Source organism: Methylosinus sp. is20ea (genome assembly GCF_059718135.1).
Window position 1 is genome coordinate 465,926 of sequence record NZ_AP046088.1, and the last position, 26,964, is coordinate 492,889.

The window sequence follows — 26,964 nt, forward strand, 5'->3', positions numbered from 1 at the left end:
TCAACTCTCCACCGCCGCGTCCAGGTCCGGACGCGTCTTTCCGGCGCGCATGTCCACGCAATGGCCGATCAGCTTTTCCAGCTCGAAGCGATAGGAGGTCATCAATCGCTCGATTGTCGCAATACGATAGACCTGCTTGCTGAAAATGCACCGCAACGATAATTCGCCGTCATAGACGCGGCCGACGATCTCCAGCCAATTGGCGAGCGGCGCCTGCGGGCTATAGGGATCGCCCGCGCTCTCCGCCGCCGGCTCGAACAGCGCCTCGTTGAACGTCTGGTCGAACTGGCCGAGATAGTTGAAGGTGATGCGGGCCTGCGGCGACCCGGCGAGTTCGAGACGCGTCGGCTCGTCGGCGAGATGGCGCAGCAAGCCGTAGCCGACGCCGCGGTCGGGAAGCGCGGCGAGCTGCTTTTTGACGGAGCCGATGACGGCGCCGGGGCCAGTCTGCAAATCTGGCGTGAGGCGCACCGGAAAGGCGCTGGTGAACCAGCCGACCGTGCGCGTCACGTCGATGTCATCGAACAGATCTTCGCGGCCATGCCCTTCCAGTTGGACGAGCGCCGAAGGCTGCCCGCTCCACCGGCAGAGAACGATGGCGAGAGCCGCGAGCAGCAGATCGTTGATCTGCGTGCGATAGGCCTCCGGCGCGATCTTCAGAAGGTTCTGCGTCGTTTCGCGATCGAGCCGGATGTTGACGCTCTTACCGTGCTTCACGAGAGACTTTCCGCGCGGATTGTCGCGCGGCAAATCGGCGATCCCGCGCGGATCGAGCGCCGTGCGCCAATAGGGCCGTTCGGCTTGCAGATCGAAGCCGCGCGCACGATCCGTCAGGCGTTCGGCCCAGAGACGATAGGCGTCCGTCTTGTGCGGCGCGTCCCATGTCGCGCCTTGCAGCAATCGTCGATAGGCGGCCTGCAGATCCTCGAGCAGAATGCGCCAGGACACGCCGTCGACGACGAGGTGGTGAACGACGATGAGCAGCCGTTCGCCTCCATCCGGCAGGCGCATCGAAACGGCGCGCAGCAGAGGCCCTCGTTCGAGATCGAGACTGCGTTGCGCTTCATTGGAGATTGTTTCGACCGCGCGCGCATCCTCGGCGTCCCGGACCCAGAGCACGGGATTTTCAGTTGGCGCCGCCCGCGCCGCATCGACGTCGGCGTAGCTCTGCCGCCAAACCCCGTCCTCGCCGCGGCGGAAGCGCAGGCGAAAGGAATCGTGATAAGCGATCATCGATTGCAGCGCTTCTTCCAGCAATTCGGGCCGTAGCGTCTCTCGCGTCCTCACCATCAGCGACTGGTTGTAGTGATGCGGCTCGGCCATCTCCTCTTCGAAGAACCATCTCTGGATCGGGATCAGGTCGAATTCCCCGTCTTCGGCGCGCGCGCCGCGCGGCGCCGGCTTTGCGACGACCGGTGCAAATTGCGCGCGTCTCACGACGAGTTCGGCGATCGTCTGAAACTGCATCAGATCGCGCAGCTTGATGTCCAGATCTATGTCAGGAGAGTTACGAATTTCCGCGATCACGCGAAGGCTGAGGATCGAGTCGCCGCCCGCTTCGAAGAAATTGGTGGTGACGCCGATTTTTTCGACGCCGAGGACATTCCGCCAGATTTCGGCGATGCGTCGTTCGAGGTCGTCGCGAGGGGCGATGTAGCCGGCCGCGGTCCATTGCGGCTCCGGCAGGCGGCGGCGGTCGATCTTGCCATTGGGCGTCAGCGGCAACTCGTCGAGCTGCACGATCTGCGCCGGAATCAGATAGTCCGGAGCCTTGCGCTTGATGTTCGCGCGCAGCGCCTCGACATCGAGCGCCGCGCCGTCGCGGGACGTCACATAGCCGATGAGCCGCTTGCCGGAAGCGCCCTCGAACACCGCCGCCGTCGCCGCCGCGACCCCGTCCTCGCCCGTCAGCAACGCCTCGATCTCGCCGAGCTCGATGCGGAACCCGCGCAGCTTCACCTGTTCGTCCGATCGCCCGAGGCATTCCACGACGCCGTCCTCGCGATAGCGCGCGAGATCGCCGCTGCGATAGAGCCGCGCGCCCGCCGCGCCGAACGGGTCCGGCGTGAAGCGCTCCGCCGTCAGCCCGGGGCGGCCGAGATAGCCGCGCGCCAGATAGGAGCGTCCCGCCCCGTCGCCTCCGATATAGAGCTCGCCCACCGCGCCGATCGGCGCGAGATTCATGTCGCCGTCGAGGATGAAGGCGCGGCGCGCACCGACCGGCCGGCCGATCGGCGCACTCGCGCTGTCGCAGGGCTCCTGCGTATCGGCTTTCCACAGCAAAGGCGTCACCACCGTCTCGGTCGGGCCATAGCCGTTGATCAGCCAGCGCGGCCGCAGCGCCTGCCGCGCCAGATCGTAATTGGCCCTCGTCACCGCATCGCCGCCGAAGGTGTAGATCGACACATTCGGCGGCTCCTCGCCGGCCGCCGCGCGCGTTCGCGCGTGATCCGACAAATGCTGCAGATAGGCGGGCGGGAAGCAGGCGATGTCGATGTCGTGGCGGCGCAGCGCAGCATAGGTCTCGGCCGGCGTCCACAGCGTCGCGTCGCGCAGAACCAGCCGCGCGCCGCACAACAGACCGGTCAACAGACGCTCCTGCGCGCCGTCGAAGGCGAAGGACATGAACAGCAGCTCGTTCAGCTGGCGTCCATCGCGATCGAGCGCGCCGCCTTTGTCCATGCCATAGGCGGCGGCGATGGCGCGGCAATGGCGCGACAGCGCGCCCTGCGGCACGGCGACGCCTTTGGGCGTCCCCGTCGAGCCGGATGTGTAGATCACATAGGCGAGCTGATCTTCATGCGCGGCGATCGAGGGCGCCGCGTTGTCGGCGAGGTCCGCGTCGTCGAGCGCGTCGAGGGCGATGTAAGGAACGCCGTCGGGAATGGGCAGGCGCGGCGCGACATGGCTCTGGGTGAGCAGCAGCGCGAGGCCGGCGTCGCGCATGAGAAAGGCGAGACGCTCCGGCGGATAGTCGATGTCGAGCGGGACATAGGCGCCGCCGGCCTTGATGACGGCGAGCAGCGCGACGACGAAGTCGGCGGAGCGCTCCAGCGCCAAGCCGACGCGCGTCTCGCGGCCGACGCCGCGCCGACGCAGCAGCGCGCAAAGACGAACGGCGCGCCGCTCCAGCGCGCCATAGGTCAGCGCCTCGCCCGCGCACCACACCGCCTCGCGCTCCGCTTGCGCCAACGCCGCCGACGACAAAAGCTCCGCAAGCGACAGCGACGGCGAAGAGCCCGTCCCCGCCAGAGGATCGCTCCAACCGCGCAACCGGGCCGTTTCGTCCGCCGGCATGGCGTCGAGCTCGCCGAGCCGCGCATCGCCGTCTTCGGCGATAGTCGACAGCAGGCGCTCGAAATGCGCTTTCAGCCGCTCGACTGCCGCCGCCTCGAAGCAGTCGCGCAGATAGAGATATTCCACTGCGAGCGTATCTCCGACGGTCACCATCAGATCCATGGGCAGGCTGGTGACGCTGGTGCTGGCGACGGGCCCGAAGCGCAAGTCACGGTCGCCGCGCTCCTGTAGCGCGCGGTCGACCGGATAATTTTCGAAGACGATGATGCTGTCGAACAGCGCCTGGCCGCTGCGCCCCGCCCAGCGCTGGATATCGTTGAGCGGCGTATATTCATGGTCGCGCGCGGCGAGATTATGCGCCTGCAACTCACGCAGGAAATCGCCGACTCGCTGCTCGGCGCGCAACTGCCGGACGATCGGCAAAGTGTTGATGAACAGCCCGAGCAGACGCTCTACGCCGGGCAGCTCGGCGGGGCGGCCGGCCACCGTCGCGCCGAAGGCGACCGTCGAGCGTCCCATATAGCGCTGCAGCAGCACCAGCCAGGCGCCTTGCACCAGAGTGTTGAGCGTGACGCGCTGACGCTGCGCGAAAGTCTTCAGCGCGCGCGTTCGCTCCGCATCGAGCCGCGTATAGACCGCGCCATGGCCGCCGCCCGCATCGCCGGCGACGCGGCCCGCAGCCTCGGCGAGCAGGCAGGGCTCGCCGAGGAGCCGCATCTGCTCCTTCCAGAAGGCTTCGCTCGCCGCCGCGTCCCGTCCCTGCAGCCAGGCGATATAATCGCGGTAGCGCCCCGCCGCCGGCAAAGCGACGCCGTCTCGGTAGAGGGTGAAGACTTCGCCGACCAGCTGCGAAATACTCCATCCGTCGAGCAGAATGTGATGGCTGCTCCAGATCAGTCGATGCCGGTCGTCGTCGAGGCGCGCCAGCACGATGCGCTGCAGCGGCGGCCGCGTGAAATCGAAGCCAGCGCGGCGCTCGTCCGCCGCGAGGGCGGCGAGCTCCGTTTCGCCGACGACGCGGTCGCGCCAGTCGAGCCGACGAAACGCCGCCTGTGCGCTGCGGTGGACGATCTGCACCGGCTCGGGCAGCCCCTGCCAAGCGAAGCCCGTCCGAAGGATTGCGTGACGTTCGAGCGCGCTCGCCCAGGCGCGCTCGAAACGCGCGACGTCGAGGCCCTCGACCGAAACGCTCATCTGACTGACATAGAGGCCGGCGCCGGGCGTTTCGACGGAGTGGAACAGCATGCCCTGCTGCATCGGCGAGAGCGGGTAGATATCTTCGATCTCCGCCGCCGGCAGCGGCAGCAGGCGCGATTGCTCGGGCGTCAATAGGACCAGCGGCAGGTCTGTCGGAGGGGCTGGCGCGTCTTCGCTCTCGTCCCGTCGCACGGCGCGCGCCAGCGCGGCGATGGTCTGATGCTCGAAGACGTCCTTCGGCGTCATCCGCAGCCCCGCCGCCAGCGCGCGGCTCACGACCTGGATCGAAATGATAGAATCGCCGCCGAGCCGGAAGAAATTATCTTCGACGCCGACCCGCTCGAGGCGGAGAACGGAACGCCAGACGCCGGCCAGCGTCTCCTCGAGCTCGGTTCGCGGGGCTACATAGACGTCGCCGGTCCAATCGGGATTGGGCAGCGCCTTGCGGTCGAGCTTGCCGCTCGGCGTCGACGGCATGCGCTCCAGAAGGACGATGCGGGCCGGAACCATGTAATCGGGCAGCGAGGCCGAAAGATGCGCGCGCAGCGTCTCCTCGAGCTCCGGGGGCGCCTCCGCCTGCGCCGTGACATAGCCGACCAGCCTCATTCCGGCCGGCGCCTCCTGCGCGACGACCGCCGCATCGCCCACGGCGCCATGCTCTCGCAGACGGCTTTCGATTTCGCCGAGTTCGATGCGCAGACCGCGGATCTTCACCTGCTGATCGACGCGGCCGACATAGTCGATCGCGCCGTCCGCGCGCCGGCGCGCCAGATCGCCGGTGCGATAGAGCCGCCCGCCGGGAGCGAAGGGATCTGGCAGGAAGCGCTCCGCCGTCAGCGCGGCGCGCGCATGATAGCCGCGCGCCGGAGCCGCGCCGCCGATATAGAGCTCGCCGGCGACTCCTTCCGGCAGCGGATGTAGCTCGCCATCGAGAACATGGATCGTCACATTGGCGATGGCGTGGCCGATCGGCACGGCCGCCGAGCCGTCTTCGGCGCGGCACCGCCAGTAGGTCACATCGATCGCCGCTTCGGTCGGGCCGTAGAGGTTGTGCAGTTCGGGCGCGCCGGGCGATGCGCCGGCTTGCCGCAGGAAGCGATCCTGCAAATCCTTCGACAGCGCCTCGCCGCTGCAGAGAACCCGCCGCAGACTGGCGCGCCGCCCGATGTTTTCCGTCTCCAGGAAGGCTTGCAGCATGGAGGGGACGAAATGCAGCGTCGTGACGGCGTGACGATCGATCGTCTCGCGCAATTCCGCCGGCCGACGATGCGCGCCCGGCGGCGCCATGACGAGCGCCGCCCCGGCGATCAGTGGCCAGAATAGCTCCCACACTGAGACGTCGAAGCTGAAGGGCGTCTTCTGCAAGACGCGATCATCGGCGGTCAGCCCGTAGACGTCCTGCATCCACAAAAGCCGGTTGCACAGAGCCGCGTGCGAATTGGCGGCGCCTTTCGGCCTTCCGGTCGAGCCGGACGTATAGATGCAATAGGCGATGTTTTCGGGATGCGTCTCGACAGCGGGCGCGCCTTGCGGCTCGCCGTCCGGTTCGCTGCGCGTTTCGTCCAGAAACAGGAGCGTCGCCACGGTCGGCGGCAGGAGCGGCGCGAGGCTCTTTTGCGTGAGCAGCAGCGCCGCGCCGCTGTCTTGCAGCATGAAGGCGAGCCGCTCTCGCGGATAGTCGGGATCGAGCGGCGCATAGGCGCCCCCCGCCTTCCATATGGCGAGCAGGCCGATGATCATGTCGAAAGACCGTTCGACGGCGATGGCGACGAGCGCGTCGGGCCCTATCCCGAGGTCGCATAGCCTATGCGCCAATCGGTTCGCCCGGGCGTCGAGCTCCGCATAGCTCATCTGCTCATTGCCGCAAATAACCGCGGTCGCCTGCGGCGTCCTGCCCGCCTGCCGCTCGATGAGCCGGTGAACGCAGGTCGCGGGATAGACGCGTTCCCCTGCCCGCTCCGGCTGGAGCGAAGTGAGCGTCGATGCGTCGGTAAGAGAAAAGGCGCCGAGCGCGCGATCGGCGTCCTCCCCCAGGCGCTCGAGGAGCCGCGCGAAGCTGGATCGCAGAGCGTCGATCTGCTGCGGCGCAAAACATGCCGTGCGATATCCGAAGGCGATCTTGAGCCGGTCGGCGACAGTGACGGTCAGCGTCAGCGGATAATGCGTCGTCTCGCAGCTGTCGACCTTGCCGAAGACGAGGTCGTCGTCGGCGCGTTCGCGCAGCACCCGGTCGACGGGATAGTTCTCGAAGACGATGATGCTGTCGAACAGCGCCTCGCCGCTGCGGCCCGCCCAGCGCTGGATCTCATAGAGCGGCGTCGATTCGTGGTCGCGCACGGCGAGATTATGCGCCTGCAGCTCGCGCAAAAAATCGCCGACACGTTGTTCGGAACGCATGTCGCGCATGATCGGCAAGGTGTTGATGAACAGGCCGAGCAGACTCTCGACGCCGGCCAGCTCGGCCGGGCGCCCGGCGACGGTCGCGCCGAAGGAGACCGCGGACTTCCCCGTGTAGCGCAGCAGCAGCAGCAGCCACGCGCCCTGGACCAGAGTATTGAGCGTCACGCGCTCGCGTTGCGCGAAGGCCTTGAGCGCGCGCGTTCGCGCCGGGTCGAGCCGTGCATGGAGGACGCCATATCCCGCCTCCTCGTCCGCGCCGGTCCGGCTCATGACGTCGGCGAGCAGGCAGGGCTCGTCGAGGAGCCGCAATTGCTCCTTCCAGAAGGCTTCGCTCGCCGCTGCGTCGCGGCCTTGCAACCAGGCGATGTAGTCGCGATAGCGTCCGATCTGCGGCGGCGTAGTCCCGCCGTGATAGGATTGCAGCACTTCGCCGATCAGCTGCGCGGTGCTCCAGCCGTCCATCAGAATGTGATGATGGCTCCAGATCAGTTGACAGCGGCTCTCGCCGAGCCGCGCCAGCACGAGGCTCTGAAGCGGCGGTCGCAGGAAGTCGATCTCCTCGGCGCCGAGCTCGCGTTCCAGAGCCGCGAGGTCGCTAGGCCCAGCATCGCGATTGCGCCAGTCGATGATCCGAAACGGCAGGCGCGCGCTGCGATGGACGATCTGCACCGGCTCCGGCAGGCCTTGCCACGCAAAAGCGGTGCGTAGAATGGCGTGGCGCGCGAGCACGTCCGCCCAGGCGCGCTCGAAGCGCGGAACGTCGAGGCCGTCGACGGCGACGCTCACCCGGTTTGCATAGGCCTGCGACCGCGGATCGCGTAGCGCATGGAACAATATGCCTTTCTGCACGGGCGAGAGCGGATAGACGTCCTCGATCTGCCGCGCCGTCGCCGGCAGGCGATCGAGCTGCTCCTGCGTCAGCCGCACGAGCGGAAAATCGGAAGGCGTGACCCCGCCTTGCGCATCGGCGACGCAATGATCGATGATCGCCTCGAGTTCGGCGCAATAGGCGCTCGCGAGGCGCTCGATCGTGCGCGGACGATATTGTCCCTCACTGAAGTGCCAGGCGACGCCGAGCTCGCCGTCATAAATCTGGCAATTGACCAAGAGCCAATTGTCGAGCGGCGCCCCGGCGCCGCGCGTGCCGCCGCCGCTTTCGGAGGCCGGCTCGAACAGCGCCTCGCCCTCGAAGCTCTGATCGAACTGGCCGAGATAATTGAAGGTGACGCGCGCCTGCGGCAGTTTCTTCAGTTCATCTCCGATTTCCGGAGCGGCGAGATAGCGCAGCAGTCCATAGCCGAGCCCCTTGTTCGGCACGGCCCGCAATTGCTCCTTCACCGACTTGATCGCGGCGCCGAGATCGCCCTCCCCGCCGGGGGCGAGACAGACAGGATACATCGTCGTGAACCAGCCGAGCGTGCGGCTCACGTCGACGCCGCCGAAAACCTCCTCGCGGCCATGTCCCTCCAGCAGCACGAGCGCCGCATCCCTCTCCGTCCAGGCGCAGAGCGCGCGCGCCAGCGCCGTGAGCAGAAGATCGTTGATCTGCGTGCGATAGACGGCCGGCGCCTCCTTCAGCAGCCGGCGCGTGCGCTCGCGATCGAACCGCAGGCCGATCTGGCGCGCCTGCGCGACGCGATTGTCGCCGGCGGGAAAATCGCGCGGCAAATCGCCTTCCGCTCTGCCGAGCTGCGCTTTCCAATAGTCGAGCTCCGCCGTCAGCGCCTCATCGCGGGCGGCTTGGGCGAGATGCCCCGACCAGCGCTGGAAGGAGCTCGACTTCGGCGGCAAACGGACGGATTCTCCCTTTTCGAGAGACCGGTATGCGGCCTGAAGGTCTTCGAGCAGCACGCGCCAGGACACGCCGTCGGCGACGAGATGATGGATGACCAGCAGCAGACGCGCGCTCCCGTCCTGCAGCTCCATCGAGGCGACGCGCATCAACGGGCCGTCCCGCAGATCGAGGCTCGCCTGGACCTCGTTTGCAACGGTCTCGATCTCTTCGGCGCCGGCGAGCCTATGAAAGGTGAGCAGACGGAACGCATCCTCCGTCTCGGCGTGCTCCTGCGCCCAGCGGCCGAGATCGTCGCGTCGATAGCGCAGGCGCAGAGCGTCGTGACGCTCGACGACGACGCGCAGCGCCGCCGCGAGGACAGCGCCGTCGAGCGGCGCCCTCGCCCGCAAGAGGACCGACTGGTTCCAATGATGGCGCTCGGGGACGTCCTGCTCGAAGAACCAATGCTGCACAGGGGTCAGATGCACGAGGCCGGCCGCCGGCGGCTCCGGCTCCTTCGCCTCGTTCTCGATCGTGGCGACGCGCGCCAGAGCCTGGATCGTCTGATGCTGGAACAAATCGCGCGGCGTGATGCGAATGCCGATCCGCCGGGCGCGATTGACGACCTGGATCGAAATGATCGAGTCGCCGCCGAGGTCGAAGAAATTGTCGTGCAGCCCGACGCGGGGAATCTGCAAGATGTCCTGCCAGATCTCCGCCAGTTGGCGCTCCCGCTCGGTCGCCGGCGCGGCATGGGCCGCTCGCCCGATCTCCGGCTCCGGAGCCGCCAAGGCTCGCCTGTCGAGCTTGCCGTTGGCCGTCAGCGGAAATTTGTCGAGCACCAGAATCTGCGCCGGCGTCATATAGTCGGGCAAGGACGCCGACAGACTCTCGCGCAATGTCGCGCCGAGCGACTGAACGGATCTGGCGAGCATCGGATCATTGGCGTAGCGGTCCCAGCGAGGCGAAAACTCTGGTGGCTGCTTCCGTTCGCTCATTCCGCGCGGCTGCGCATCGGCCTGCGGCTTGGCGAATTCGACATCGAAACAGCCGTCGTCGCGATCCGGCGTCCAGGCGATCTTGGCGCGATAGCCATGCGCCTCGGCCAGCGTCCAGAAGCTTTCCGGATCGGCCCCTTCCGGCTCGATGCCGATCATCCGGCCGCGCAGCGTCTCGACGCTCGTCTCGTCCGGGCTCGCCTCGATCGCCCGCCACAGCGCCAGATCGACGGCGAGGCGGCGGTTGGGAATACTCTCGATCCGGATCGGCCGCTCGCCGCCGGCAGCGAGACGGGCGTCGAGCGCCGCCATCATGTCCGGCCCGCTATTCCACGAGACGCGCTCGCAGGGCTCGCGCGCGGTCTCGACGTCCGAACGCAAAATCGCGTCGTAACGATAGCGGGTCAGCTCATTGTCGCTGCGGCCCCGCCGCAGCTCGATCTCCACCGCGCCGATGCGCGGCAGGACAGAAGCGAGTTCGGAGAATATTTCGGGAGCGACGAGGAGCTCGCCGTCATGCGCGATCGCCCGGGCGATGCGGCCCTTCAATTGCCGCAGGCCGAGCCCCTCGGGCGCGCGGGCGGTCTGCACCGAGGCGTGGAACAGCCGCTGCAGCGCCAGAGTCCGCAGATCGCCGACGAAGATCGCGCCGCCCGGCGCCAGAACGTCGAGCGCCCCTCGCAGCACGGCGACGAGATAGGCGACGTCGGGAAAATATTGCGCCACGGAATTCAGCAGCACCACGTCGAAGCCGTGCGGCGCCAATCCCTCGAACTGCGTGGCGGCGCGCCGACTCAGGCGCACATGGGCGAATTCGTCGCGCTTGCCCAGCCAGGCGCGAAGATCGGCGATCGCCCGACCGGAAACATCGGCGCCCTCATAGACCGAGCAGCGCGGCGCGAGATGCTGCAACAGAAGGCCGACGCCGCAGCCGATCTCCAATGTCCTGTCCGGCTTCAGTGCAACGATACGCGCGAGCGTGACGTCGAGCCACTCCTGCATTTCCGCCAGGGGAATGGGGCTGTCGTCATAGCTGCTGTTCCAGCCGGCGAAACTCGGCCCTCGTCCGACGTCCGCCAGGCTGTAGGCGCCGTCGAACACCGTCTCCCACTCTTCGACGCGCGCGCCGGACGCATCGGCGTCGCGTCGCTGCATCGCCTTCAGGCCCACTTCGTCGGCAACGACATAGCCGACCAGTTGCTTGCCGTTCGCGGCGTCTCGCGCCAGCACGACGGCCTCGCGCACGGCTTCATGCTCGCAGAGCCGCGCCTCGATCTCGCCGAGCTCGATGCGGAACCCGCGAATTTTCACTTGATGGTCGATGCGTCCGACATATTCGATGACGCCGTCCGCACGGCGTCGCGCCAGATCGCCGGTGCGATACAGCCTCTCGCCGGGCCGCCGCGCGAAGGGATCGGGAACGAAACGCTCCGCCGTCAGGGCCGGCCGCTGGTGATAGGCGCGCGCGAGGCCCGTTCCGCCGATATAGAGCTCGCCGACGACGCCGGCCGGAACCGGATCGAATCCGGAGAGGATGTAAAGCTGCGTGTTCCAAATCGGCCTGCCGATCGGCACGACCGATGCTCCCGACTCCTCCCGGCACTCCCAATAGCTCACGTCGATGGCGGCTTCGGTCGGTCCGTAGAGATTGTGCAACGCCGCCGAACTCGAGCGGAGGAACTGCCGCTGGAGTTCATACGGCAAAGCCTCGCCGCTGCAGATCACGCGCCGCAGCGAGCGGCACGACGCAAGCTGATCGGAATCGACGAATGCCTGCAGCATCGACGGGACGAAATGCAGCGTCGTGATATCGTGGCGCCGAATGAGTTCGCCGAGTTTGAACGGGTCTTTGTGCGCGCCCGGCGGCGCGACGACCAGCGTCGCGCCCGTCGTCAGCGGCCAGAAAAACTCCCACACCGAGACGTCGAAACTGAACGGCGTCTTCTGGAGCACCCTGTCGTTCACGGTCAGGCCATAGGCCGACTGCATCCATTGCAGGCGATTGACCAAGCCGCGATGCGTGTTGCCGGCGCCCTTCGGCCGTCCCGTCGAGCCGGAGGTGTAAATGCAATAGGCGAGGTTTTGCGACTGCGTGAGCGTGTCGAGACCGGCGTCGCTATAGACTTCGAGCTCCGCGTCCATGGCGTCGAGGCGCCAGACCTCGAGAGGCGCTCCGGTCGCGTCGAGCGGCAGCGAATCGAGCAACCGTTCCTGCGTGAGCAGCAGCGAGACGCCGCTGTCCTCGATCATATAGGAAAGGCGTGCGGCCGGATAATCTGGATCGAACGGCACATAGGCGCCGCCAGCCTTCAGCACGGCGAGCAGCGCGACCACCAATTCGAGCGAGCGTTCGGCCGCGACGCCGACCAAGACGTCGGGACCCACGCCCCTTTCGCGCAGCTTGCGCGCCAGGCGATTGGCCCGCGCGTCGAGCGCGCCATAGGCGATCGAGCTTTCTTCGAACACGACAGCGATCGCATCCGGGCTCCTTGCGGCCTGCGCCTCGATCAATTGGTGCAGGCAGCGCTCGCTCGAATAGGCGGCGTCGGTGTCGTTCCACTGCTCGACGAGGATGGTGCGTTCCGCTACGCCGAGCAGCGGCAGGTCGGCGATACGCCGGCCCGGATGCTCGACGACGCCCTGGAGCAGATTACGCCAATGATCCGCCATTCGTTCGATGGCGGCGCGCTCGAACAAATCGACGCTATAGGTGAAGGTGGCGGAAAGGCGCCCGGCGGTCTCGAATGTGTGCAGCAGAAGATCGAACTGCGTCGCGCACATTTCATGTTCGAACGGCTCGATCGCCAAGCCGGACAGATCGTCGAGCCGGTCGAAGCGCTTCCACTGATGATCGTAGGCGATCTGAAACAGCGGATTATATCCGAGGCTGCGTTTGGGGCGCAGCTCCTCCACCAATTGCTCGAACGGCAGATCCTGATGCGCCTGCGCGCCCAGCGCCGCTTCCTTCACGCGGTTCAGCACGTCGTCGAAGGTCGGATCGCCGCTGAGATCGGCGCGCAGCACGAGCATATTCACGAAAAAGCCGATCAGGCCCTCGGTCTCGACATGATTGCGGTTGGCGATGGTGATGCCGACGCGCACATCCGTCTGTTGCGTATAACGATGGACGAGGACGTCGAAGACCGCCAGCAGCAGCATAGGAAGGGTGACGCTGCGTTCCGCCGCCAGCGCGCGCAGACGCTCCGTCAAGGCCGGGTCGATGTCGAAACGCAGATTGGCGCCGCGATAACTCTGCTCCGCAGGGCGCGGCCGGTCGGTCGGCAATTGCAGCACGACGTCCTCGCCGCCGAGCCGCTCGCGCCAATAGGCCAGCTGCCGGGCGCCCGCGCCGGCCGCCAGCCAGTCGCGGCTCCATACGGCGAAGTCGGCATATTGTATCGGCAGCGGCGGCAAATGCGGCGCGCGCCCATCGCGATGGCCCGCATAGAGCGCCGCGAATTCGTCGATGAAGACATTCAGCGACCAGCCGTCGGAAACGATATGGTGCATGGCGAGAAGCAGCACATGCTCCTCCTCCGCCAAGCGGACCAGGCAGACGCGCAGCAGCGGACCTGTTTCGAGATCGAAGGGCAGATGCGCGATGCGAACGGCGAGGTCGTGGGCGCTCTTCTCGCGGTCGTCGATCGGCAGGCCGCTCATATCCTCGAGCGTCAAATCGAGGGGAAGCGAATCATGGATGATCTGGACCGGTTCGCCGCCATCACTCCGGAATGTGGTGCGCAGCGTCTCATGGCGTTCGATCAGCGATTGAAATGTCCTCGTCAGCGCCGATCGGTCGAGCCGTCCTTTCAGCCGCGCGGCGGCGGGAATATTATAAGCGGCGCTCGACGGCTCGAGCCGCCACAAAAACCACAAGCGGCTCTGCGCCGGCGACAAGGGCGGCGGAACGTTGCGATCCGCCCGCCGCAGAGCTATGCGCGCGACGCCTTTCGCCTGATCGCGCAAATCCCGCACGCGTTGGGCGAAATCGCCGAAATCGCGCGCCTCGAACAGAGCCGGCAGAGGAACGTCGACGTCGAATGCGTTGCGCACGCGCAGAACAATCTGCATCGCCAGCAGCGAATGCCCGCCCAATTGAAAGAATTCGTCTGTCAGGCCGATTTTTTCGACGCCGAGGACATTCCGCCAGATTTCGGCGATGCGTCGTTCGAGGTCGTCGCGAGGGGCGATGTAGCCGGCCGCGGTCCATTGCGGCTCCGGCAGGCGGCGGCGGTCGATCTTGCCATTGGGCGTCAGCGGCAACTCGTCGAGCTGCACGATCTGCGCCGGAATCAGATAGTCCGGAGCCTTGCGCTTGATGTTCGCGCGCAGCGCCTCGACATCGAGCGCCGCGCCGTCGCGGGACGTCACATAGCCGATGAGCCGCTTGCCGGAAGCGCCCTCGAACACCGCCGCCGTCGCCGCCGCGACCCCGTCCTCGCCCGTCAGCAACGCCTCGATCTCGCCGAGCTCGATGCGGAACCCGCGCAGCTTCACCTGTTCGTCCGATCGCCCGAGGCATTCCACGACGCCGTCCTCGCGATAGCGCGCGAGATCGCCGCTGCGATAGAGCCGCGCGCCCGCCGCGCCGAACGGGTCCGGCGTGAAGCGCTCCGCCGTCAGCCCGGGGCGGCCGAGATAGCCGCGCGCCAGATAGGAGCGTCCCGCCCCGTCGCCTCCGATATAGAGCTCGCCCACCGCGCCGATCGGCGCGAGATTCATGTCGCCGTCGAGGATGAAGGCGCGGCGCGCACCGACCGGCCGGCCGATCGGCGCACTCGCGCTGTCGCAGGGCTCCTGCGTATCGGCTTTCCACAGCAAAGGCGTCACCACCGTCTCGGTCGGGCCATAGCCGTTGATCAGCCAGCGCGGCCGCAGCGCCTGCCGCGCCAGATCGTAATTGGCCCTCGTCACCGCATCGCCGCCGAAGGTGTAGATCGACACATTCGGCGGCTCCTCGCCGGCCGCCGCGCGCGTTCGCGCGTGATCCGACAAATGCTGCAGATAGGCGGGCGGGAAGCAGGCGATGTCGATGTCGTGGCGGCGCAGCGCAGCATAGGTCTCGGCCGGCGTCCACAGCGTCGCGTCGCGCAGAACCAGCCGCGCGCCGCACAACAGACCGGTCAACAGACGCTCCTGCGCGCCGTCGAAGGCGAAGGACATGAACAGCAGCTCGTTCAGCTGGCGTCCATCGCGATCGAGCGCGCCGCCTTTGTCCATGCCATAGGCGGCGGCGATGGCGCGGCAATGGCGCGACAGCGCGCCCTGCGGCACGGCGACGCCTTTGGGCGTCCCCGTCGAGCCGGATGTGTAGATCACATAGGCGAGCTGATCTTCATGCGTGGCGATCGAGGGCGCCGCGTTGTCGGCGAGGTCCGCGTCGTCGAGCGCGTCGAGGGCGATGTAAGGAACGCCGTCGGGAATGGGCAGGCGCGGCGCGACATGGCTCTGGGTGAGCAGCAGCGCGAGGCCGGCGTCGCGCATGAGAAAGGCGAGACGCTCCGGCGGATAGTCGATGTCGAGCGGGACATAGGCGCCGCCGGCCTTGATGACGGCGAGCAGCGCGACGACGAAGTCGGCGGAGCGCTCCAGCGCCAAGCCGACGCGCGTCTCGCGGCCGACGCCGCGCCGACGCAGCAGCGCGCAAAGACGAACGGCGCGCCGCTCCAGCGCGCCATAGGTCAGCGCCTCGCCCGCGCACCACACCGCCTCGCGCTCCGCTTGCGCCAACGCCGCCGACGACAAAAGCTCCGCAAGCGACAGCGACGGCGAAGAGCCCGTCCCCGCCAGAGGATCGCTCCAACCGCGCAACCGGGCCGTTTCGTCGCGGCCAAGAAGTTGGATCGCGTCGACCGTGGCGAAGCGGTCCTCGACGACATGCCGCAGCACATTCTCGAAATGGTCGCGCAGGCCGGCGATGTCGGCTGAATCGAACATGTCGGATGCATAGGTGAAGGTCGCCGCGAGGCCGCCCGACGCGTCTTCCGTCGTATCCAGCGCGAGATCGAATTTGACCGAGCAGGCGTCGCCGCGCAAAAATTCGGCTTGGAGCTCCGGCAGTTCGCGCAAGGCGCCAAGATCGTGGCGCAGATGGTTGAATAGAATTTGGAAGAGGGGGCGCCGCTCGCCGCCTTCCGCAGGCAAAGCCTCGACCACAAGCTCGAACGGCAGGTCCTGATGGGCCTGCGCGCCGGCGGCGGCCGCCTTCACGCGCGCGACAACATCGGTAAAACGGAGTCGGCCGTCGATCCGCGCGCGGATGAGCTGCACATCGACGAACAGGCCGATGACCCCTTTTGTCTCCTCGCGATTGCGATTGGCGAGGGGCACGCCGATGCGAATGTCCTCCTGTCCGGTGCTGCGATAGAGGACCACGTCGAACGCCGCGAGCAGCGTCATGAACAAAGTGGCGTCGCAGGCGCGCGCCAGCGTCCTCAGCCTCTTCGTCAGAAGATCGTCGAAACGAACGACGAGTCTTTCACCGCGCCGGTCGCCCGGCGCTGGCTGTCCGCGCCGCGACGGCAGCGCGAGGACCGGACGCTCGGCGCCGAGCTGCGCGCGCCAATAGGCAAGATGCGGCTCGCCGCCGCCGGCGTCGAGCCAGCTCTGCTGCCAATGCGCGTAATCTACATATCGGATCGGCAGGTCCCGCAGCGACGCCGTCTCGCCTCGGCATGAGCGGGCGTAGAGCGATGCGAATTCGCCGATGAGAATCTGCATCGAAGCCGCATCGGCGACGATGTGATGGATGGTGACCAAAAGCAGATGATCGTCCGGCCCCAGTTCGACCAGCGCGACGCGCAGCGGCGGGCCGGTCTCGAGGTCGAACGGTCTTCGCGCCTCCTCCTCGATGCGTCGCCGCAGCTCCGTCTCCATGACTTCGGGCGGCGCGCCGAGGCGCTCCCGGCGCAGCTCGAAACGGCCCGGCTCGTGAACGATCTGCAAAATGCGCTCGCCCTCCTGACGAAAGGTCGTGCGCAGCGATTCGTGCCGGCGGATCAGCTCGTCGAAGCTTTTCTCGAGCGCCGCCTCGCGCAACGCGCCCTTCAGACGGATCGCCGCCGGGAGATTATAGGCCGCGCCCTGGCGGGCAAACCACAAGCCTCTCTGCGCGGAAGACAAAGGGGCTTGATCGCGCCCCGATCTCACAATCGGCAGTCGATGAAAGTCGACGCCCCTGTCCGCCAGACGGCGCAAGAAGACGCGCTGATCGTCGCGCGCGAGAGCCGCGAAACGTTGCGCGATCGCGCGCAGCTGCGAGGAACGCGGGTCATTCGTCTCGTTCATCGCTCGCCCGCTCCGCTCTCTTCGAATCCGCTCAACAATTCCGACATGAACGCGATCTCATCCGGCGTCGTTTCTTCATGCGCCAGACTGTCGGCCAAAGCGCCGAGCGTCGCCGTCTCGAACAGACGGTCGAAGGGCATGTCGACGCCCAGCCGGTTGCGGATTTTCGCCGTCGCCTGCGCCGCCAGCAGCGAATGGCCGCCGAGATCGAAGAAGTTGTCGGTCGAGCCGACGCGTTCGACGCACAAAATCTCCTGCCAGATCGCGGCGAGCTTCTGTTCGAGCTCCGATCGAGGCGGGAGGTAGGCGCTGCTCCGTCGCTCGGGATCCGGCAGGGCGGAACGGTCGAGCTTGCCGCTCACGGTCAGCGGCATCTCGTCCAGGACCATGATTTGCGCCGGGACCATATGGTCCGGCAAGAGCCGCCGAAGATGCGCCTCGAGCCGCGCCGGCCAATCCGGCGCCGGCGCCCTGACGACCACATAGCCGACGAGCAGCGATCCGCCCGGCCCCGGCCTCGGCGCGACCGCCGCCGCCTGCACGCCCTCATGGCCAAGCAAACAGGCTTCGATTTCGGCCGGCTCGATCCGAAATCCGCGAATCTTGATCTGATGGTCCACGCGGCCGATGAATTCGATGCGTCCATCCGCGCGCCGGCGGACGAGATCGCCGGTGCGGTAGAGACGCGCGCCGTCGGCGCGAAACGGATCGGGCGCGAAGCGTTCGGCGGTGAGATCGGCGCGGCCGAGATAACCGCGCGCCAATCCGCCGCCGCCGATATAGAGCTCGCCCGCGACGCCGGCCGGCATCGCGTTCAGTTCGGCGTCGAGGACATGCGCGCGCGTATTGTCGAACGGCGATCCGAGCAGCGGCCGCGGATCGTCGGCCTGCAGCCGGTGCCGCAGCGACCACACGCAGGTCTCGGTCGGGCCATAGAGATTCCAAGCCTCGCCGGCCGACCGGACGAGACGGGCGGCGAGATCGTCGGAAAGAGCCTCGCCGCCGCACAGCGCGAGGCGCAGGCCCAGCGCGTCGATCTCCGGCGCCTGAAGGAGAATGCGCCAAGCCGAAGGCGTCGCCTGAATGGCCGTGACGCCGCAATTCACCACCCATTTCAGCAGCGTCTGCGGATCGCTCGTCGCCATTCGCTCCGCCAGCGCAATGCTCGCGCCGCTCATGAGCGGAAGAAAAAGCTCTAGCGTCGAAATGTCGAAGCTCGGCGCGGTCAGCGCCAGCATGCCGTCGTCGGCGCGCAAGGCAATGTCCCGCTGAACGCTCGACAGGAACTCGAACAGACTGCCGCGGCTGATCGAGACGCCCTTGGGCTCGCCGGTCGAACCCGATGTATAGATGCAATAAGCGAGATGATCCGGACGTGCGACGTCGCCTGGATCGTCATCCTCGAGATCGGCGAGCGTCGCGGCGTCGCGATCGAAACACCAGACGCAGACTTCGCGATCCATGTCGCTCCTCAGCGTCTCGAGCCATCGCGCTTCTGTCAGCAGGACGCGCGCGCCCGAACGGGCGAGCATGGAGGCGAGGCGCGCAGGCGGGAGTGTCGGCTCGAGCGGCACATAGGCGCCGCCGGACTTCAGTATGGCGAGCAGGCCGATGAGCAGCGCTGGCGTGCGCTCGACGCACAGCGCGACCCGATCGTCCGGCCCGACGCCCATGGCGCGCAGGCACCGCGCCAGCCGATTGGCGCGCGCGTTCACTTCCGCATAGACGTAGGTCTGATCGCGAAACATCAGCGCAACGGCGTCGGGCGTGCGCCGGACCTGTTCCTCGATCGCTCGCGTCAGGCTCCGATCCCGCACGGCGGGAGCCGCCGCGCTCGCGGGCTCGGCCGTCTCCTCGCGCCGCGCCGCCGCCGCGATCTCGCACAGCCGGCCGTCCGGCCGCCGCGCCAATGCGCGCAATATTTCAAGGAGCTCGTCGACGAACGCCTCGATGAGCGGCGCATCATAATGGCGCTGGTCGTAGTCGAAGCGCAGGCGAAGACCGTCGCCGCGCGGAACCGCCATGATCGTCAACGGATAGTTCGTCTGCTCGTAGGATTGGAAAGCGCTGATTCCGGCGGCGCCGATCCGGTCCCAGAGGCCGGGGTCGACCGGATAGTTCTGCGTGATGAGCAAGACGTCGAAGAGCGGGGCTCCATGGGGGAACCCGCTGCACGCCTGCACGTCGCTCAGCGGTGAATATTCATAGTTGCGCAGCACGAGATTGTGATCCTGAATTTTGCGCAGCCAGGGGCCGAGCGCGCTCGTCGGCTGGACCCGCACCCGGACCGGAAGCGCGTTGATCATCATGCCGATCATCGTTTCGACGCCGTCGACAGGCGCGTTGCGGCCGGACACCACGGCGCCGAAGACGACGTCGTCGGTTCGCGCGTAGCGAGCGAGCTCCAAGGCGAGAGCGCCCTGCAGCACAGTATTCAACGTCACATGCTGCGTCTGCGCGAAGCCGCGTAAGAGCGCGCCGAAATCGCTCGGCAGTTCGCGAATGAGACTCCCATGGCCGTCCCTTCGCTGCGCGGGCGCGACCTGCTCGGCAAGCAGCGTCGGCCCCTCCACGCCGCTGAGGCCCTCGCGCCAGAAGCTCTCCGCTTCCCGGCGGTCCTGGCGGCCGAGCCATTCGACATAGCGGCCGAAGCTCTGCGACCGAACAGCCGGCGCCGGCAAACCTTGCGTTTGCGCGAGATAGTCCGCGAACGCCTCGTCGAGCAGGCGCGCCGAACTCCAGCCGTCGAGCAGCAGATGATGCAGCGTCCACACCACATATCGGCGCTCGCCCGCAATGTCGATCAGCGCGACGCGCATCAGCGGCGCATGTCGCAGATCGAACCCACGCGCACGGTCGCGCCGCAGAAATTCGAGGAGCCTGTTTTCCGCGTCGCTCGGCGGAACGGATCGCCAGTCATGCTGCTCGAACGGCATTTGCGCTTCGCGCATCACGACCTGAAGGGGCGTATCGAACCCTTCGAACACGAACAGCGTGCGGAGAATGTCGTGCGCGGCGATCGCCCGGTTCCAGGCCCCGCGGAACGCGGAGACATCGAAGGGGCCTTCGATCGTGCAGGTTCTCTGGTTGATATGCACGCCGCCCGCAGGATCCATCAAACTATGAAACAGCATGCCCTGCTGCATGGGCGTCAGCGGATAGACGTCGGCGATCTCGTCCGGGCGCGCCGGAAGCCGATCGATCTCGAGCGGCGAAAGATCGCCGAGCGGAGCGCGGGCGGACGCTAAGTGACCGTTCGCGGCGCCGGCCGGTTCGATCCGCTCGGCGACGCGGCCGAGTTCGGCGATCGTCTGATACTCGAAAATATCTTTCGGCTTGATGCGGATTCCCTGCTTCTTCGCGCGCGCGATGATTTGCAGGCTGAGAATGGAATCGCCGCCGAGCTCGAAGAAATTGTCGTGGACGCTCACGCGCTCGCACCTCAAAACGGACCGCCAAATGTCGGCGATGCTCGTCTCCAGCGGCGTGCGCGGCGCCGTGTGGACGCGGCTCGGCGCCGCGACGGGCGTCGGCAGAGCCCGCCGATCAAGCTTGCCATTCGGCGTGAGCGGCAGAGAGGCGAGCTCGATCACCGCCGCCGGCAACATGTAGTCCGGCAGGCTCCTCGCCAAATCGGCGCGAATGTCGTCGATCGCAAGAGTCGCGCCGGCGCGCGGCGTGCAATAGGCGATCAGTTGCGCATGCGCTTCTTCGTCTGCGCTCTCGGCGCGATGGACGACGACGACAGCACTGTCGACATCCGGCTGCGCGCGCAGCGCCTGCTCGATCTCTCCCGGCTCCACGCGATAGCCGCGTATCTTGATCTGTTGATCGGCGCGCCCCAGGAATTCGACGACGCCGTCCGCAAGATAACGGGCGCGGTCGCCGGTCCGGTACAAGCGTCCGCCATCGCCGCCGAACGGGTCCGGAACGAAGCGTTCGGCGGTCAGCGCGGCCTGCCGCCAATAGCCGCGCGCCAGCCCGGAGCCGCCCAGATATATTTCGCCCGCGACGCCCGCCGGCGCCGACGCCATCCATTCGTCCAGAACATAGGCGCGGTAGTTGGGGAGCGGACGCCCGAGCGGCGCCGTGCGGCAATCGCCGCGCGGCGCGACCACCCCGGCGAGGGCGCCGACGGTCGTTTCGCTCGGCCCGTAATGATTGACGATGCGGCAGGGAGGATCAAGGCGCCGCAACGTCTCGATGAGAGACCAGGGCGTCGCCTCGCCGCCGAGAATCAAGGCTCGTCGCGGCAATGCGCGCATCGGCTCGGAGGCATGGAGAAGCGCGGCGAAATGGCTCGGCACGATTTTCAGGACGTCGATTTCATGTTGCGCGACATAATCGGCGAAGGCGTCGGGGTCGAAGCATCGCGCCTCGTCGACAAGATGCAATGCGCCGCCGGAGCAAAGAGCGCCGAACAGAACCGTATGGCCGAGGTCGGCGGCGATGGTGGAGACCATCGCCATGCTGGCGCGCGGCGGCAGCCGCAATTCGCGCAGCACGCCTTGAACATAATTCGCCAGCGCGGCGTGGTCGATGACGACGCCCTTCGGTGAGCCGGTCGTGCCCGACGTATAGATGATATAGGCCGCCTGGGCAGGCTCGATGTCGATCGGCAGGGTCTCGGCGCTGTACGCGGAAAGGTCGAGCGCATCGAGCGGTGCGCGCCGCGCGCCCTGCAGCGTTTCCCCCGAGCTGTTCTCGCACAGGATCATCAACGGGTTGCAGTCCGCCACGATTTTGTTCGAGCGCTCCGCCGGGGCTTTCGGATCGAGCGGCACATAGGTCGCTCCCGCTTTCAGTATGGCGAGCAGCGCCACGACCATCTTTGCCTTACGCTCCATGCAGAGGGCGATCGGCGTCTCGCGCGCCGCGCCCTGCTCCGCGAGCCACCGCGCGAGCCGATTGGAGCGCGCGTCCAGCTCCCCGTAGCTCAGCGCTTCATCTTCGCTGCGTAGCGCCGTCGCATCGGCCTGCGCGGCGGCGGCGAGGCGAAAGAGCGAGAGCACCGATGTCGCCGGAAACGGGTCCGGATTGGCGCTCCAGCTTTGAAGCTCCGCGCGCTCGTCTGCATCGATCCACGGCAACCGGCCGACGGCGCGCGTCGGATCGGCGATCGCGCTACGCAGCAGGCTCCGCCATCCCTTCATCAGTCTTTCGATCGTGGCGAGGTCGAAGAGATCGGTCGCATAGGCGACGCTGACGCCGAATGTCGATCCCTTGTCGAGAATGTCGAGGCTGAGATCGAAATGCGCGCCGCTGTCGCCCGGAACGACCGCGTTCAGCCGCAAACCGGGCAGTTCGTGCAGCGCGTCGTAAGTCCAGTTCTGGAAGTTGTATTTGACCTGGAACAGCGGATTATCGGCGAGGCTGCGCGTCGGATTGATCCTCTCGACGAGCTTGTCGAACGGCAGGTCCTGATTGGTCTGCGCCTCGAGCGCCGTCGCGCGGACGCGCCGCACGAGCTCCGCGAAGGTAAGATCGCTGTCCGCCGTCGGACGCAGCACCTGCGTGTTGACGAAAAAGCCGACGACATTCTCTACCTCCGCCCTATTGCGATTGGCGATCGGCACGCCGACCGCCACGTCGCCCTGGCCGGTCACGCGGTAGAGCAGCGCGTAGAAGACGGCTAGAAGAAACATGAAAGGCGTCGCATTATGGCGCTGCGCAGCCTCGCGAATATCCGCGCTGATGGCGGCGTCGAGATCGAACGTATGGCGCGCGCCGCGAAAGCTCTGTGTCTTGGGGCGCCGCCGATCATAGGGAAGCTCGAGCGGCGGACGATCGCCGCCGAGCTTTTGCGTCCAATAATGCAGCTGCGGCTCGAGCCCGCCGGCCTCCAGCCAATTGCGCTGCCACAGAGCGTAATCGGCGTATCGAACGGGCGATGCGACGAGCCGCGGCTCCTCTTTCCTGTGAACGGCCGCGTAGAGCGTGGCGAAATCGCGAATGACGAGGTCCATCGACCAACCGTCGCAGACGATATGATGAAGCGTGAACAAAAGGCGATGGTCGGCGTCGCCCAGCCGCAGCAAGACGACGCGCAGCAAAGGGCCCTGTTCGAGATCGAAAGGCCGGCGCGCTTCGGTCTCGGCGATGCTTTGCGCCCGCGTCTCAGGCGCTTCGGCCGCGAGCGCGCGCAGATCCTCGGTCGCAACGTAAAGAGCCGCGCCGGACTCGACGTTTTGATAGACCTCTTCCCCGGCGTAGCGGAATGTCGTACGCAAGGCGGCGTGGCGCCGCAGCAGCCCGTCGCAGGCGCCGCGCAAGGCGTCGTCGTCGATCGCGCCCTCGAGATGCAGGGCGGCGTGCAGATTATAAGCGCTGCTCTCCGGCTCGAGCCGCCAGAGAAAGAACAGCCGGCGCTGCGCGTAGGAGGCGAGCGCGGGACGATCGCCGATCGAGAGCGGCGGAATGGGCAGGAGCGAAAAATCGATCCCGCTCGCCGCCATCTTCCGCAGCAGCTCGCGCCGCATGTCGGGCTCGGCCTGGGCGAAGCGTCGCGCCAGCGCGAGCATTCTGTCTTCCGTGGTCATCATACCCCCAGCTGGTCAAACAAGGCTTCGAACCGATCGATGCTTTCGGACGCGGGCGAATTCGTCGACAGTCGCTCGATCGCCTCCGCCAGTTCGGCGACGGTCGGGCTTTCGAACAGGCTGCGCAGCGGCACGATGATGTTGCAATGGGCGCGCACGCGCGAGACGACCTGCGTGGCGAGCAGCGAATGGCCGCCGAGTTCGAAGAAATTGTCGTGAACGCCGATCCGCGCGATCTGCAGCACGTCCTGCCAAATGGCGGCGAGCCTCGCTTCATGATCGTTACGCGGCGCGACAAAGCGCTTCTGCATGTCGGCGACATCGGGCGCCGGCAGCGCCCTGCGGTCCAACTTGCCATTGGCGGCGAGCGGCATGGCGTCGAGCGCGATGATATGGGCCGGCGTCATATAGTCGGGCAGGACGGCGCCGAGTTCGTCGCGCAGCCTCGCGCCGAGGCGCCGGCGCAGCGTCGCGCCGAGCGGATCGGTCGCATAGGGCCGCCAGTCGGCGGGCGCCGGCCGCGCGCCCGACTCGCAGGTCGCGGCGGCGGGATTTCTGAATTCGACGTCGAAGGCGCCGCGCCGCGCGCCAGGCGTCCAGCCGATAGAAACGTCCAGCCCATGCGCGGCGGCGAGCCGCCAGAAGCTCTCCGGGTCTTCGCCGGTCTCGGGCCGCCCGTCGAGCGACGCATGAATATCCGCGACGGTGGCAGCGCCGTCGCTCGCCTGCAGCAGATCGACCAAGGCGACATCGCGGGCGAGACGGCGATTGGGGACGTTGCTCACGGTCAGGCCATGCGCACGCTCGGCAGCGAGCCGCGCGTCCAGCGCCGCTAGCGCGCCGTCTTCATCGGGCCATTCCATGCGCGCCGCCGGCACGGCGGCGAGATCGCGGCGCAAGACGACGTCATAGCGATAACGAGTGAGCTCGTTGTCGCTTCGCGCCCGCTTGACGTCGATCCTCGCTCTTAGGCCGAGCAGGCCGGCGGCCGCATGGAAGAACGCCGGATCGAGGATGAGCTCCTTGTCCTGGGCGATCGCCTTGTCGATCCGTCCGCGCAATTGACGAACGTCGAGCTTGCCCGGCGCTCGCGCGAATTGCACGGACGCATGGAAGGTCGGCAGGAGCGCGAGATGACGCACGTCGCCGATGAAAATGGCGCCCTCGCCGATGACGGCGGATGCGGCGTAAAGCACATTCATCAGATAATCGCCGTCGGGAAAATACTGGACGACGGAATTCAGAACCACGGTGTCGAAGGATTCTCGAGCCATAGCGTCGAATTGCAGCGCCTCGCCTTGCATGAGCCTCACATGCGCCAGATCAGGCCGCTGCTCGATCCATGCGGCGACTTCGGCGATGGCGCGCGCCGACAGGTCCGTTCCGACATAGGCCTCGCAGGATGGAGCGAGATGCTGCGTCAACAGCCCGACGCCGCAGCCGATCTCGAGCATTCTGCGCGGCCGCAGGGCGGCGATGCGCGCGACTGTCGCGTCGAGCCACTCCTGCATGTGCGCCTCTGGAATGGGCTGGTCGTCATAGCTGCTGTTCCAGCCGGTGAAATTCGGGCCGCGCCCGGAGGCCTCATAGGCCGTCTCGAACACACTCTCCCATTGCCGGATCGCCTCGCCGGCTTGATCGCGGCGATGCAGCTCCTTCAATTTGTCCATGTCGGCGACGACATAGCCGACGAGCCGCCGGTCGCCGGCCGCGTCGTCGCGCACCGTTACGACGGCGTCGCGCACGCCGTCCAGCGCGCCAAGAGCGGCGGAGATCTCCTCCAATTCGATCCGGAACCCGCGCAGCTTCACCTGCTGGTCGGCCCGCCCCACATATTCGATGAGCCCATCGTGCCGCAGCCGGGCGAGATCGCCGGTGCGATAGAGACGGGCGCCGCCGCCCGCCGCGGCGTCTGGCACGAAACGTTCGGCCGTCAATTGCGGGCGATGCAGATAGCCGCGCGCCAGGCCCGCTCCGCCGATATGAATTTCGCCGACCACTCCGGCCGGAACCGGATTGAGCTCGTCGTCGAGAATATGAATGGCGGCGTTGGCGATCGGCGCGCCGATCGGCGCCGTGGGTCCCGCGCCCACACGGCATCGCCACGAGGTCGAGTCGATGGCGGCTTCGGTCGGACCGTAGAGGTTCCAGAATTCGCCGTCCCAGTTCCGCAGCACCGTATCGACGAGCGCCGGCGGCAAGGCCTCGCCGCCGCAGAACAGATAGCGCAAACAGCGCAGCGCCGGCGCGTCTGCATGCTCCATCAGAGCCCGCAGGAACGACGGCACGCATTGCAGAACCGTAATGCGATGCTTGGCCACCTGCCGCCACAGCTCGGCCGGATCGCGGCCGGCTTCCGCCGAGGCCGATACGCATCTGGCCCCGACCATCAGCGGCAGCCAGAACTCCCAGACCGACGCGTCGAAACTGAACGGCGTCTTCTGCAGAACGCGATCGTCGGCGTCGATGGCGAAGGTCCGGCGCATCCACTCCATGTGGTTGACGATGGCCGCATGACTGACAGCGACGCCCTTCGGGCGGCCCGTCGACCCCGAGGTGTAGATGCTATAGGCGATATTGTCGGGCCTGACGCCGACGGAAAGATTTTCGTCCGCGTAAGCGTCGAGCTCGCCCTCGTCGCGGTCGCAACACCAGATCCTCGCGTCGCACGCCCCGAGTTCGGCGAGGAGGCGCGTTTCGGTCAGCAGGACGCGTGGCTTGGCGTCCTCGAGCATGAAGCGAATGCGTTTTGGCGGGTAATCGGGGGCGAGAGGCAGATAGGCGCCGCCGGCCTTGAGCACGGCGAGCAGAGCGGCCGTCATGATGGGCGTGCGGTCGAGATAGACGCCGACCAGCACATCCGGGCCGACGCCGAAATCTCGCAGCCGCCGCGCGAGGCGATTGGCCCGCGCGTTCAATTCGGCATAGCTCCACGCGCAGCCGTCGCCCTCGACGGCGACGGCGGTGGGCGTCGCCGCGACCTGCTCCTCGATCAGCTGGTGAAGGCGGCGTCCGCCTGCGGCGAGCGCATGCGCCGCGTCGGACGCCGCCGCCGCGCTCATGCCGAGACTCACTATGCCGAGGCTCATGGCGCCGATCGATTGCGCCGGGTCGGCGAGCGCGGCGCGCAGCAGTGCGAGGAAATGCTCGGCCATGCGGGCGATCGTCGGCGGATCGAACAAATCGGCGCCATAGGTGAAGGAGGTGCGCAGCGCGTCGTCGCTTTCCTCCACGTCGAGCGTCAGATCGAATTGCGTAATCGGAGCGTCAGAGCGCGGCTCATGCGCGTCGAGGCCGGCGAGATCGCGCAACGGGCCGTAATCGCGCCGGCGATGATTGTAGGTCACCTGAAACAGCGGATTATGCGCGAGCGTGCGTTCTGGATTGAGCGCCTCGACCACCTGCTCGAACGGCACGTCCTGATTGGTCTGCGCCTCGACGACGCGGGCCGAAACGCGCTGCAGCAGATCAT

At 67.0% G+C, this 26,964-nt stretch carries 3 protein-coding genes (1 of these 3 running past the window's edge); all 3 read right to left on the bottom strand.

All coding sequences use genetic code 11. From position 1 onward, the window contains the following. Tightly spaced (each overlapping or abutting the next), the 3 genes in view from AC6IY7_RS02280 to AC6IY7_RS02290 form a layout consistent with a single transcriptional unit that may run on beyond the window. Positions 1-16,953, bottom strand: a complete 16,953-nt coding sequence (locus tag AC6IY7_RS02280; RefSeq protein ID WP_497781396.1) for a non-ribosomal peptide synthase/polyketide synthase — start codon at positions 16,951-16,953, stop codon at positions 1-3. Beyond that, the gene (locus AC6IY7_RS02285; protein WP_497781397.1) at positions 16,950-23,495 is read right to left on the bottom strand and encodes an amino acid adenylation domain-containing protein; all 6,546 of its coding nucleotides are present in this window, start codon (positions 23,493-23,495) and stop codon (positions 16,950-16,952) included. The genes AC6IY7_RS02280 and AC6IY7_RS02285 overlap by 4 nt, the downstream gene beginning before the upstream one ends. Continuing rightward, on the bottom strand, positions 23,492-26,964 hold the 3' portion of the coding sequence (locus tag AC6IY7_RS02290) for an amino acid adenylation domain-containing protein (protein WP_497781398.1). 6,133 nt of this gene lie beyond the right edge of the window; only the last 3,473 of its 9,606 coding nucleotides appear in the window; the start codon falls outside the window, past its right edge — the gene reads right to left on this strand; its stop codon occupies positions 23,492-23,494. The genes AC6IY7_RS02285 and AC6IY7_RS02290 overlap by 4 nt, the downstream gene beginning before the upstream one ends.

Excerpts from the sequence above, each read along its gene's own strand:
- AC6IY7_RS02285 (WP_497781397.1), bottom strand. The coding sequence starts at position 23,495 with ATGATGACCACGGAAGACAGAATGCTCGCGCTGGCGCGACGCTTCGCC.
- AC6IY7_RS02280 (WP_497781396.1), bottom strand. The coding sequence starts at position 16,953 with ATGAACGAGACGAATGACCCGCGTTCCTCGCAGCTGCGCGCGATCGCG.